Annotated in this window: 11 protein-coding genes and 1 pseudogene; 6 read left to right on the forward strand and 6 right to left on the reverse strand. The window is 70.8% G+C overall.

The annotated features are described in order from the left end of the window. Positions 1-6 precede the first annotated feature (6 nt). A complete protein-coding gene (locus tag ACFWU9_RS02785; protein WP_384314174.1) occupies positions 7-858 on the forward strand; it encodes a DUF5707 domain-containing protein in 852 nt (283 codons plus the stop codon). 76 nt (positions 859-934) lie between these two features. Here ACFWU9_RS02785 and ACFWU9_RS02790 read toward each other — a convergent pair whose 3' ends face one another. Then, entirely contained in the window at positions 935-3,394 is a 2,460-nt protein-coding gene (locus ACFWU9_RS02790; RefSeq protein ID WP_384314175.1) for an HAD-IC family P-type ATPase, read from the reverse strand. Positions 3,395-3,502: 108 nt separating this feature from the next. Next, positions 3,503-3,802 (reverse strand): DUF2530 domain-containing protein, encoded by a 300-nt coding sequence (locus ACFWU9_RS02795; RefSeq protein WP_384314177.1) that lies wholly within the window; start codon positions 3,800-3,802, stop codon positions 3,503-3,505. 167 nt (positions 3,803-3,969) lie between these two features. On the opposite strand from ACFWU9_RS02795, the gene ACFWU9_RS02800 reads away from it, so the two are divergent. Then, positions 3,970-5,388 carry an NCS2 family permease gene (locus tag ACFWU9_RS02800; RefSeq protein ID WP_384314178.1) on the forward strand — a complete coding sequence of 473 codons (1,419 nt, stop codon included), beginning with the start codon at positions 3,970-3,972 and terminating at the stop codon, positions 5,386-5,388. Here ACFWU9_RS02800 and ACFWU9_RS02805 read toward each other — a convergent pair. Then, on the reverse strand, positions 5,358-5,603 hold the full coding sequence (locus tag ACFWU9_RS02805) for a hypothetical protein (RefSeq protein ID WP_384314408.1): 246 nt from the start codon (positions 5,601-5,603) through the stop codon (positions 5,358-5,360). The genes ACFWU9_RS02800 and ACFWU9_RS02805 overlap by 31 nt on opposite strands. Before the next feature lie 170 nt (positions 5,604-5,773). Here ACFWU9_RS02805 and ACFWU9_RS02810 point away from each other — a divergent pair, with 170 nt between their 5' ends. The 3 genes and pseudogenes from ACFWU9_RS02810 to thpR form a co-directional block, all read left to right on the forward strand. Then, entirely contained in the window at positions 5,774-6,211 is a 438-nt protein-coding gene (locus tag ACFWU9_RS02810; protein WP_384314181.1) for a MarR family winged helix-turn-helix transcriptional regulator, read from the forward strand. Between the two features lie 128 nt (positions 6,212-6,339). After that, positions 6,340-7,689: an MFS transporter gene (locus ACFWU9_RS02815; protein WP_384314182.1), complete on the forward strand. Its 1,350-nt coding sequence runs from the start codon at positions 6,340-6,342 to the stop codon at positions 7,687-7,689. Between the two features lie 64 nt (positions 7,690-7,753). Next, positions 7,754-8,308 (forward strand): annotated as a pseudogene (gene thpR, locus ACFWU9_RS02820) (RNA 2',3'-cyclic phosphodiesterase); the annotation flags it as partial. Between the two features lie 285 nt (positions 8,309-8,593). Here the strand turns inward: thpR and ACFWU9_RS02825 are convergent. Continuing rightward, complete coding sequence (locus ACFWU9_RS02825; protein WP_384314184.1) at positions 8,594-9,577, reverse strand: aldo/keto reductase; 984 nt, start codon at positions 9,575-9,577, stop codon at positions 8,594-8,596. Between the two features lie 77 nt (positions 9,578-9,654). Further along, a complete protein-coding gene (locus ACFWU9_RS02830; RefSeq protein WP_384314186.1) occupies positions 9,655-10,443 on the reverse strand; it encodes a GDSL-type esterase/lipase family protein in 789 nt (262 codons plus the stop codon). Between the two features lie 66 nt (positions 10,444-10,509). Here ACFWU9_RS02830 and ACFWU9_RS02835 point away from each other — a divergent pair, with 66 nt between their 5' ends. Beyond that, a complete protein-coding gene (locus tag ACFWU9_RS02835) occupies positions 10,510-11,508 on the forward strand; it encodes a WD40 repeat domain-containing protein (RefSeq protein ID WP_384314187.1) in 999 nt (332 codons plus the stop codon). A gap of 42 nt (positions 11,509-11,550) precedes the next feature. Here the strand turns inward: ACFWU9_RS02835 and ACFWU9_RS02840 are convergent, their stop codons facing one another. Next, positions 11,551-12,318, reverse strand: coding sequence for a TetR/AcrR family transcriptional regulator (locus ACFWU9_RS02840; protein WP_384314189.1), 768 nt, complete (start codon positions 12,316-12,318; stop codon positions 11,551-11,553). Between the last annotated feature and the right edge of the window lie 66 nt (positions 12,319-12,384).

A 12,384-nucleotide genomic window follows, 5' to 3' on the forward strand; every position in this document is an offset into this window, starting at 1 on the left:
AAATGCATGCGAATCCGCGCCACTGTTGCCGTCGCGACCGGTGCCCTGGCTCTGTCGGCTCTCGCCGTACCGGCCACCCAGGCCGCGCCCGCGGGCGACCGTCCGGGCGTGCCGTCCTACGGCAACGCCACCCACCAGGGCTCCGCCGCACCGAAGGGCACGGCCAGGGCGGCCGCCGACGCCCCGGTCATCACCAAGGCGGTGGTGAACGGCGGCAAGCCCATCGTCGTCGGCGCCAAGGCCGTCAAGAAGGTCTCCGTCTCGATCACCGCGTCCCACCCGTCCGGCATCGCCGACGCGGACGCGATCATCTGGATCGGCTCCAGCCTCGACGACCCGGATTCGTTCGGCTTCGGAGCGCCCGAGGCGTTCGACTGCGCGGTCGTCAGCGCCACCACCTCGACCTGCACCCAGACGATCACGGTCGACCCGCTGTGGCTCGTCAACAGCGACTCCAAGACCTGGAACGTCGGCGTCTGGGCACAGGCGAACGACTCCTACAGCACCCAGAACGACAAGTTCGGCAAGACCAGCCTCCAGCGTCTGTCCAAGCTGGACGTCAACGCCGCGCCCGAGCCGGTGGCGAAGGGCGGCACGGTCACGATCACGGGCAAGCTGAGCCGCGCCAACTGGGAGACGGGCACCTACAAGGGGTACGCCACCCAGTCCGTGGTGCTCCAGTTCCGCAAGAGCACCAGCACCGCCTACACCAACGTCAAGGGCGTCAAGACCTCCAGCACCGGCACGCTGAAGACCACGTCCAAGGCCACCGTGGACGGCTACTGGCGCTGGAACTTCGCCGGTACGTCCACCACACCGGCGATCATCACGGCCGGCGACTTCGTCGACGTGAAGTAGTCCGGACCGCCGGCCGGCGGTCGTGCGAAGGGCCCCGCGCACCACGCGCGGGGCCCTTCGCCGTGCCGCGCTCCCCCTAGGCCGGGTACTTCCGGTCCACCAGCCGCCACGCCACTTCCAGCAGCACCGCGCCCACGCCCGCGATCGCCACCGCCGTCCACGGCAGCTCCGTCCCCACCAGCTTCAGCGCGAAGAAGTCCTGGAGCCACGGCACGGCCAGCACGACCAGGAAGAGGAACCCCATCGACAGCACCAGCACCACCCGCCACCAGGTGTACGGGCGGGCGAGGATCACCAGCACCCACATCGTGACCAGGAACAGCGTCAGCGTCGCCGCACTCGTCTCGGCGGACAGCGAGCCCGGCCCGCTGTAGTGCGTACGGGCCAGCAGATAGGTCGCGAAGGTGGTGACGGCGGCGATGACGCCGCTCGGGACGGAGTACCGCATCACCCTGCGTACGAAGTTGGGCCGCGCGCGCTCCTTGTTGGGCGCGAGCGCCAGGAAGAAGGCCGGCACGCCGATCGTGAGCGTGGAGATCAGCGTCAGATGCCGGGGCAGGAACGGATACTCCACCTGCGTACAGACCACCAGGATGGCCAGCAGCACCGAGTAGACCGTCTTCGTCAGGAACAGCGTCGCGACGCGCGTGATGTTGCCGATCACGCGGCGGCCCTCGGCCACCACGTAGGGCAGTGTGGAGAAGCTGTTGTTGAGGAGCACGATCTGGGCGACCGCCCGGGTCGCCTCCGACCCCGAGCCCATCGCCACGCCGATATCGGCGTCCTTCAGCGCGAGGACGTCGTTCACCCCGTCGCCGGTCATCGCGACCGTGTGGCCGTGCGACTGGAGCGCGCCCACCATCTCGCGCTTCTGCTGGGGGCTGACCCGGCCGAAGACCGAGGCCGAGTCGAGCGCGTCCGCCATCCCCTCCCGGTCGCTGGGCAGCCCGCGCGCGTCCACCGTACGGTCCGCGCCCGGCAGTCCGAGCTTCGTGGCGACGGCGCCGACCGAGACCGCGTTGTCGCCGGAGATCACCTTCGCCCGGACGTCCTGGTCGGCGAAGTAGCTCAGGGTCTCGGCGGCGTCGGGGCGCAGCCGCTGCTCCAGCACCACGAGCGCGGTCGCCGTCGCGCCGGCCGTCACGTCGGGCGCGTCGAGGGCGACGCCGCTCTCCACGCGGGCCAGCAGCAGCACACGCAGGCCCTGTTCGTTGAGGGAGTCGATCTCGGCGAGCGCGGGGTCGTCGGCGGGCAGCAGGATGTCGGGCGCGCCGAGGAGCCAGCCGACGGGCCCGCCGCCGCCCTCGGGGTCGCCCTCGAACGTGGCGCCGCTGTACTTGCGGGCCGACGAGAACGGCAGCGCCGCCGTGACGCGCCACCCGGACTCGTCGGGATACGCGTCGATGATCGCCCGGAGGCTGGCGTTGGGCCGGGGGTCGGAGGCGCCGAGGGCGCCGAGCACCCTGCGTACGTACGCCTCGTCACCGCCGTTCAGCGGACGCAGCTCGGTGACGTCCATGCCGCCCTCGGTGAGCGTGCCCGTCTTGTCGAGGCAGACGACGTCCACCCGGGCCAGCCCCTCGATCGCCGGCAGCTCCTGGACCAGGCACTGCTTACGGCCCAGCCGGATGACACCGATCGCGAAGGCGACCGAGGTCAGCAGGACCAGGCCCTCCGGGATCATCGGGACGATGCCGCCGATGGTCCGGGCGACGGAGTCCTTGAACTCCCGGTTCTCGGCGACGAGCAGGCTGATGATCAGCCCGATGGCCGTCGGGATCATCATCCAGGTCACGTACTTGAGGATCGTGCTGATACCGGTGCGCAGTTCGGACTGGACGAGCGTGAAGCGCGAGGCCTCCTCGGCGAGTTGGGCCGCGTACGCCTCCCGTCCCACCTTCGTCGCGCGGAACGCGCCGCCGCCCGAGACGACGAAGCTGCCCGACATCACCGTGTCGCCGGGGCGCTTGAGGACCGGGTCGGCCTCACCGGTGAGCAGCGACTCGTCGACCTCCAGGCCCTCGGCCTCGACGATCTCGCCGTCCACGACGACCTTGTCGCCGGGGCCGAGTTCGACGATGTCGCCGAGGACGATCCCGGAGGTGGAGATCCCGGCGGCGACACCGTCCCGTCGTACGACCGGTTTCGCCTCGCCGATGACGGCCAGACCGTCCAGCGTCCGCTTGGCGCGCAGCTCCTGGATGATGCCGATACCGGTGTTCGCGATGATCACGAATCCGAAGAGGCTGTCCTGGATCGGCGCGACCAGCAGCACGATGCCCCAGAGCACGCCGATGAGCGCGTTGAACCGGGTGAAGACGTTGGCGCGGATGATCTCGGCGGTGGAGCGGCTGCTGCGTACGGGGACGTCGTTGACCTCGCCCCGCGCCACCCGCTCGGCGACCTCCGCCGAGGTCAGCCCGGTGGCGCGCCCGGCGGGTCCCCGCGGCTCCTTCGAGGGACTGAGCCGCGCGCCCGTGTCGAGGGGGTCGCGCGGCTCGCCGCCGTCGGTGCCGATTTTCGCCCGCTGAGTCATGGGATCGACGTTACGGCCGGAGGGGGGCGTTCACCCGCCGGGGGGCCCGAAGATCCGACCGAGGTACGAGAGGGGGGACCGGAAGTCCAACCAGGGCACTACGGCACATCAGGGAGCGGACTGCCGGGGGACCCCCGGGCCGTCGGGCCGGCCGGGGCCGTCGCCGGCCGCCGCGCGCTTGATCGCGGCGTCGCGCCTGCGGACGTACCAGACACCGATCAGGCCGAGCCCGCCACCGGCCAGACAGGTCCACACCCACCAGAGGTGGCCGTGGTCGGCGAACCAGCCGTAGAAGGGGAGCTGCACCAGGAAGAGGACGAACCAGATGACCGTGCCGCCGACGATGGTCGGGACGACCGGCCCCTCCAGGGGCTCGGGTGCCTCGTGCGTCGGTGTCCACTTCTCCATGGCCCCAGTCTATGCGGCGGTCTCCCGGCCGCCTCCGCGCGGGCTCTACGCGCGGAGATAGCGATCATCGAACACTCTGTTCATACTGAAACAGTTTTGCGAACGGCCGGTCCGGCCAGTTCCCTGCGTTCGAACATCCGGAATGATCACGACGACTGAGGTTGCGCATGCCCTCCCCGGACACGGCCGCGGCTCCGGTCGCCGTCGACCGCTTCTTCAAGATCTCGGAGCGCGGTTCCACCGTCGCCCGCGAGGTGCGCGGAGGCTTCGCCACCTTCTTCGCGATGGCCTACATCATCGTGCTCAACCCGATCATCCTCGGCAGCGCGAAGGACCTGCACGGCCATCAGCTCGACAGCGCCCAGCTGGTCACCGCCACCGTGCTGACGGCCGCCTTCGCCACCCTCCTGATGGGCGTGATCGGCAACGTGCCCATCGCGCTCGCCGCCGGGCTCGGCATCAACACGGTCGTCGCGCTCCAGCTCGCCCCCAGGATGAGCTGGGCGGACGCGATGGGCATGGTCGTCCTCGCCGGATTCCTGGTCATGCTGCTCGTGGCGACCGGGCTGCGGGAGCGGGTGATGAACGCCGTACCGACCGGCCTGCGCAAGGGCATCGCCATCGGCATCGGCCTCTTCATCCTGCTGATCGGCCTCGTCGACTCCGGCTTCGTGACCCGCGTCCCGGACGCCGCCCACACCACCGTGCCCGTCCAGCTCGGCTCCGACGGCCATCTCAACGGCTGGCCCGTGCTGGTCTTCGCGCTCGGCGCGCTGCTCACCCTCGCGCTGATCATCCGCAAGGTGCCCGGCGCGATCCTGATCTCCATCGTGACGATGACGGCCGTCGCGCTCGTCGTCGAGGCGGTCGCCGATGTGCCGAGCTGGGGGCTGACGACACCGAAGTGGCCGGGCAACCCCGTGTCCACCCCGGACTTCGGACTGATCGGCGACTTCAGTCTCTTCGGCGGCTTCGCGGAGGTCGGCGTCCTCACCGGTGTCCTCTTCGTCTTCACCGTGCTGCTGTCGACCTTCTTCGACGCCATGGGCACGATCCTCGGCGTCGGCGACGAGGCGAAGCTGATGGACGAGAAGGGGCGGCTGCCCGGTATCAACCGGGTGCTGTTCGTGGACGGCATCGCCGTCGCCTCCGGCGGCGCGACCTCGTCCTCCGCCACCACCTGCTTCGTGGAGTCCACGGCGGGTGTCGGCGAAGGGGCCAGGACGGGGCTCGCGTCCGTCGTGACGGGGGCGCTCTTCGGGCTGGCGCTCTTCGTCACGCCGCTCGCGACGATGGTCCCCTCCCAGGCCGCCACCCCCGCGCTGCTGGCGGTCGGCTTCCTGATCCTGGCCGGATCGGTCAGGGACATCGACTGGAACGACCACACCGTCGCCGTTCCCGCGTTCCTGGCGATGGTGACGATGCCGTTCACCTACTCCATCACCAACGGCATCGGCGTCGGCTTCATCACCTTCAGCCTGCTGCGGCTGGTGGCCGGCCGGGGTCGCGAGGTGCCGGTGGCGATGTACGTCGTCTCGGCGGTGTTCGTCTTCTACTACGCGATGCCGGCGCTGGGTCTGACCTGACGGCCGGTCCGGGCACCGGCACCGCGCGTCGGGAGCGGGTCCTGCGCTGCGCCGTAGAACCTCTCCGTCTCGTCGACGGACGCCCGGAAGCGTTCGTTGAAATCGTCGCGCGTGAGCGTCCCGACCACATGGTCCTGGACGCTCATTCCGCGTCGGGCGGCATGCTGCCGAAGCCGGTCCAGCAGATCACCGTCCGCAGGCTGAGCACTGTCGATCCCTACCGACCAGGGTCGGGGGCGGGCGCGGGAGCCCGGGTGGCTTTCCCCTGCTTCCTCACTCGTTCGAGTGAGCGAGCCGCGCTCGATGTGTGGAATCTGTGCGTCCTGCCCGGAGGAGGGGTGATCCCGGTTTTCCTTAGCATAGGTAATGAGTTACGCTAAAGAACATGGCTGATCTATCCGACGGCGACGACGTGGCCGCCGTGAACGCACTCCGCTCGGCCGTCATGCGGCTGGGCCGGCGCCTCAAGCACCAGCGCGTCGACGAGACCCTGAGCCCGACGGAGATGTCGGTGCTCGGCACCCTTGCCCGCTGCGGCTCGGCCACCCCCGGCGAGCTGGCCCGCAAGGAGCACGTACAGCCGCCCTCGATGACGCGCATCGTGGCCCTGCTCGAAGCCAAGGGACTGGTACGGCTGGAGCCGCACCCCGACGACCGCCGGCAGAAGGTGGTCACCTCGACCGAGCAGGCCGAGGCGATGCTCGAAGAGAGCCGCCGCAAGCGGAACGCCTGGCTCACCGCAATGGCGGAAGGGCTGGACGAGGACGAATGGTCCAAGCTCCGCGCCGCCGCGCCGGTGCTGGAGAAGCTCGCACACCTGTAGCCGTCCCGCCCCGGGCCGGTGACCGGCAGCGCGCTGCCCGCCACCGGCCCGTACACCTGAGGAAGTACGCGTACGTACCCGCCGTATCCGCAGAAGAACGTCGTCCGCGCCGAGGAGGCGAACCAACTTTGAGTACGGGACCCGGAGCAGACTCCGCCCCCGCACCGACCACCCCCGACCCCGTTGAACAGACCGGACCGACCCGCACGAGCATGTTCAGCTCGCTGAAGATCCGCAACTACCGGCTCTTCGCCACCGGGCAGGTCGTGTCGAACACCGGCACCTGGATGCAGCGCATCGCCCAGGACTGGCTGGTGCTCACCCTCACCGGTTCCTCCACGGCCGTAGGCATCACCACGGCCCTCCAGTTCCTGCCGATGCTGCTCTTCGGCCTCTACGGCGGCGTCATAGCCGACCGGTGCAACAAACGCACCCTGCTGCTCGGCACCCAGGCCGCCATGGGAATCACCGGCCTCGCGCTCGCCTCCCTCACCCTCACCGGCCATGTCCAGGTCTGGCACGTGTACGCCACGGCCTTCGTACTCGGCCTGGTCACGGTGGTCGACAACCCCGCACGGCAGTCCTTCGTGCACGAGATGGTCGGCCCCGACCAACTCCGTAATGCCGTGAGTCTGAACTCCGCCAACTTCCAGTCGGCGCGGCTCGTCGGCCCGGCCGTCGCCGGTGTGCTGATCACCGCCGTCGGCAGCGGCTACGCCTTCCTCCTCAACGGACTCTCCTTCGTCGCACCGCTCACCGCCCTGCTGCTGATGCGCACCTCGGAGCTGCACCGGGTCCAGCGCACCACGCGCGGCAAGGGGCAGCTGCGGGAAGGGCTGCGTTACGTCGCGGGAAGACCCGAACTGATCTGGCCGATCGTGCTGGTCGGCTTCATCGGTACGTTCGGCTTCAACTTCCCGATCTGGCTGTCCGCCTTCGCGGACGACGTCTTCCACGCCGGCGCCGGTACGTACGGACTGCTCAACAGCCTGCTGGCGATCGGCTCCCTCGTCGGCGCCCTGCTCGCCGCCCGCCGGGGCACCTCCCGGATGCGGCTGCTGGTGGCGGCGGCCGTCCTCTTCGGTGTGCTGGAGATCGTCGCCGCGACCGTACCGACGTTCTGGGTCTTCGCCGCGCTGCTCGTGCCGGTCGGCATGTGCGGACTGACGGTCAACGTCACCGCCAACTCCAGCATCCAGATGACCACCGACCCGGCCATGCGCGGCCGGGTGATGGCCCTGTTCATGATGGTCTTCACCGGCGGTACACCGCTGGGCGCCCCGCTCGTCGGCTGGGTCACCGACACCTACGGCGTCAGGGTCGGCTTCGCGGCCGGCGGCGCGGTCGCCGCGCTGGCGGCGGTCGGCGTGGGCGTGATGCTCGTACGGGCGGGCGGCCTGCGCGTCAAGATCGATATGGAGCGGGGGCGTCCGCGCGTGACGTTCGTGCAGCGGGAGCGGCTGGCGACGGCCGCGTGAGCGGGCGGCGGCGCACGGCGCCGGTCCATGGTGCCGGGGCGCGGCGGGATGCCAGACTTCCCGGATGCGTCTCTTCGCCGCCGTACTGCCCCCCGCCCACGCCGCCGACGAACTCGCCGCGGCGCTCGACGAGCGGCTGCGCGGTCTCCGCGGCGCCGACGGGCTGCGCTGGACCGGCCAGGAGGGGTGGCACTTCACGCTCGCCTTCATGGGCGAGGTGGACGACGGGCTGCTGCCCGAACTGACCGAGCGGCTCGGACGGGCCGCGAGCCGTTCGGAGGCCTTCCCGCTGCGTCTCCACGGCGGGGGGCACTTCGGCGGGCGAGCCCTGTGGGCCGGCGCCGCCGGGGGCATCGCGCAGTTGCGGCGCCTGGCGGAGCGCGCGGACGCCGCCGCGCGCCGTACGGGCCTGCCGATGGAGGAGCACCGCGCCTACCGGCCCCATCTGACCCTGGCGCGCTCGTCGGCCGACACCGATCTCCGCCCGTACGTGGACGCGCTCGACGGCTTCGAGGGCACGCCCTGGGAGGTCGGGGAGCTGGCGCTGGTACGCAGCAGACTGCCCGTCGACGGGGTGCCGGGCGCGCAGCCGCGCTACGAGACACTGGTGCGCTGCCCGACGGCGAAGCCGGGTGTGCGGCGGCCGGGCGGGAATCCGGGTGGCCGGCCGGGGAACACGCCGGGGAACGGGCCGGGGAACGCGCCGGGTGGGAAGCCCGCCGCGCGGCCCGGCGCGGACGGCCGTTAACCTCGACGCGTGGACCCCAAAACCCGTAACCGGATCATGGCCGCCGCGCTCGTGCTGATGTTCGTGATCGTCGCCGTGACGGCGGCGTTCGGCTGAGGCCGGCCGGCTGACGCGTAGGGGCCCGGCGGCACGTGAGTGCCACCGGGCCTCCCGCCGCTACCAGGCGAACGCCTCGGGGGACGGGCCCGTACCCGGGAAGATCTCCTCCAGGGACGCCAGCACCTCGTCCGACAGCTCCAGTTCGACACCGCGCAGCGCGGACTCCAACTGCTCGGCGGTGCGCGGGCCGACGATCGGTCCCGTCACGCCGGGACGGGTGAGCAGCCACGCCAGCGCCGCCTCGCCCGGCTCGATGCCGTGCTTGTCGAGCAGGTCCTCGTACGCCTGCACCTGCTCACGGATCTTCGTGTCCGCCAGCCGGTCGCCGGAACGCTTGCCGCTGCCGCCCTCGCGCTCCTTGCGGATCGCGCCGCCGAGAAGCCCGCCCTGGAGCGGCGACCAGGGGATGACCCCGAGGCCGTACTCCTGGGCGGCCGGGATGACCTCCATCTCGGCACGCCGCTCGGCGAGGTTGTACAGGCACTGCTCACTGACCAGTCCGTACGAGCCCAGTCGGCGGGCCGTCTCGTTGGTCTGGGCGATCTTCCAGCCGGGGAAGTTCGAGGAACCGGCGTAGAGGATCTTGCCCTGCTGTATCAGGGTGTCTATCGCCTGCCAGATCTCCTCGACCGGGGTGGCACGGTCGATGTGGTGGAACTGGTAGAGATCGATGTGATCGGTCTGGAGCCGCTTGAGGCTCGCGTCCACCGCGCGGCGGATGTTGAGGGCGGACAGCTTGTCGTGGTTGGGCCACGCGTCGCCCTCGGCCGCCATGTTGCCGTACACCTTGGTGGCGAGCACGACCTTGTCACGACGGCCGCCGCCCTGGGCGAACCAGGTGCCGAGGATCTCCTCCGTACGGCCCTTGTTCTCACCCCACCCGTAGACGTTGGCGGTGTCGAAGAAGTTGATGCCGGCGCCGAGCGCGTCATCCATGATGGCGTGGCTGTCGGCCTCGTTGGTGTGAGGTCCGAAGTTCATGGTGCCGAGGACGAGTCGGCTGACTTTGAGTCCGGTGCGTCCGAGCTGCGTGTACTTCATGGCTCAACAGCCAACTGCTTCGAGCGCGCTCGAAGCAAGACCCCATGTCCGACGCGGACTTGGCACTCGCGGGGGACTCATGACGGTTCGACAGCGACGACGGGTGAGCACCCCTGACGACGGCCGGCGGGAGAGGCGGACCCGGTGGACGGTGGCGGGGAGGTGCGGGAGGGCGCCGGGGCGCGACCGGTGACGTACGGCGCGCCCAGCCCCCACGCCCGGTGCATCGCGTCGGCGAACGCTCCGGCGATCAGATGCTCCCCCGAAGGGCCCGGGTGCGTCCCGTCGTAGGTGTCGCGGGCGACGTCGTACGACTCCGGGCGGGTGGCCGGCAGCAGCGGCGAGGCCGGGTCGTCCAGGTCCGCGACCGCCTTGGCCAGCAGATCGTTGAAGCGCTCGACCTCGGCGGCGAACGCCGGGTCGGTCGTGGCGCGGACGTTGGGTATGACGGGCAGCAGGACGAACCGGACGCGCGGGTTCGCCGCCCGTGCCTCGGCGATGAACTTCCGTGCGTACAGGGCCGTTTCGTCGCTGTCGGTGTAGAAGCCGAGATCTATCAGGCCCAGCGAGACGAGCAGGACGTCGGCCCGGTGACCGGCCACCGCCCCGCGGATCACCGGTGCCATGTGCTGCCACCCCTCGCCCCAGCCCGCGAGATGCCCCCACGCCCGCTCGGGGAAGTCGGCGGCGCCGTACGCGTGCGAGACGGGGGCGTCGGCCCGGGTGTCGTACAGCGCGGTGCGGGGGCCGACGATCGTGTACGGGGCGCCGTACGTCGCGTTCAGGTGCTGCCACATCCGGTAGCGCCAGGTGAGGTCGCCGGCGCGGCCGATGGTCATCGAGTCGCCGACGAACATGAAACGCATCGGGACATCATCCCCGATCCCGGGAGGGCGGCCGAGCCGGGACCGGGAAGGTGGCAGTCTTGGGCCATGGTCAAGGTCACGCGTCCGTTCCCACGTCCGCTCGCCACCGCTGTCGCGGCGGCGTTGCTCGCCCTGGTGCCCGCGGCGGGCGCCGTCGCCGGTACCACGGCGGACCCGGACCGGACCTTCCGGATGACCGACCCGCGGATCACCGAGTCCAGCGGGCTGGCCGCGAGCCGCGCGCACCCCGGCGTCTACTGGACGCACAACGACCAGGACCGGCCCCGTGTCTTCGCCGTCGACTCGCGCACCGGCGAGACCGTCGCGACGATCACCCTGCGCGGGGTCGGGGAGCCCCGCGACATGGAGGCGATCTCCGTCGGCGCCGACGGCGCCGTCTACGTCGGCGACATCGGCGACAATCTGGGCGGCGGCTGGGACCACGTCTGGATCTACCGCTTTCCCGAGCCGAAGCGGCTCGCGGACGCGACGGTCGACGCGACGCAGTTCACCGTGAAGTACGCGGACGGCCCCCGCGACGCCGAGGCGCTGATGGTCCATCCCGTCACCGGCCGCGTCTACATCGCCTCGAAGAACGAGGACGGCGGCGGGCTCTACGAGGGCCCCGCCGAGCTGACCCCCGACGGCACGAACACCTTCACGCGGGTCGGCGAGGTGCCCTGGGTGACCGACGGCGCGTTCTCGCCCGACGGCAGGGAACTGGTGCTGCGCTCGTACTTCAGCGCACGCGGCTACGCGTGGAGGAACGGCCGCCTCGGCGCGGACCATCGCGTCCGGGCCCCGATCCAGGGGCAGTCGGAGTCGGTGTCGTACACCCTGGACGGCTCGGCCCTGATGTTCGGCACGGAGGGCACGCGCAGCGAGGTCGAGCGCGTCGACGTGAAGGAGAGCGACGGCTCGTCCGGGGGCGGGGGCGCGGGCGGGAGCGGCAGCGCGGGGGAGGACGGCGTCGGGACCGACGGCGGGAACATCACGATCGGCGCGGTGGTGCTGATCGGCGCGGCCGTGCTGTTCTTCGGCTTCAGACGCCGGGGCGGTTCGTAACGGCGCACGCCCCGGGCCCAGGGCCCGTTCGCCGGACAGGTCCTAGTCGGCGCTCGCGGCGCGCCGCTCGACCAGCACCTCCAGGCCGTCGAGCAGCCGCTGGAGACCGAACTCGAAGTGGTCGAAATCGGGGCCGAACGCCTCCGCCGACAGCGTGGCCATCAGCGGGTAGCGCCCACTGGTCATCACCGCCGACAGGACCGGCTCCTGGGCCTGCCAGAACTCGTCGTCGCTCAGCCCGGTCGCCTTCTGGACCTCGACCGCCTGCACCTGGGTCCTGGCGACCCCGGAGACATAACCGCTGACCATGATCATCACGGAGACCAGCTCGGGATCGCCCAGGCCCATGCCCTTGATCCCGGCGAGCATGGTCTCCATGCCGCCGACCGCGCCGGGGCCGAGGACGGGCCGGGTCTGGTTGACGGAGAGCACCCAGGGGTGGGCCCGGTAGAGGGCGAGCTCCTGACGGGCCGAGCTCTCGACGGTCTCGCGCCAGCCGGGAGCCGGCGCGGAGGGGTCGGACGGCCGTGCGCTCTCGCCCTGTACACGGTCCAGCATCAGGTCCACCAGCTCGGCCCGGCCCGGCACATGACGGTAGAGCGACATCGTTCCCGCGCCCAGCTCGGTGGAGAGCCTGCGCATCGAGACCGCCGCGAGCCCTTCCGCGTCCGCGATCCGCACGGCCGCCGTGACGATCCGGTCGAGCGTGAGCCCCGGTTTCGGGCCACGGGTGGCCCGTTCGCCGGTGCCCCACAGGAGTTCCATGCTGCGGGAGACGTCTCCGCCACCGCTGCTGTCCGTCGTCGTCATGGCCTCACCCTAATCGGCCGCGCATGAACTGGGTACTGTGTACGCTCAATGGGTACATCGTACGCA

It is taken from the genome of Streptomyces sp. NPDC058653 (assembly GCF_042716895.1).
Lineage (GTDB): Bacteria > Actinomycetota > Actinomycetes > Streptomycetales > Streptomycetaceae > Streptomyces.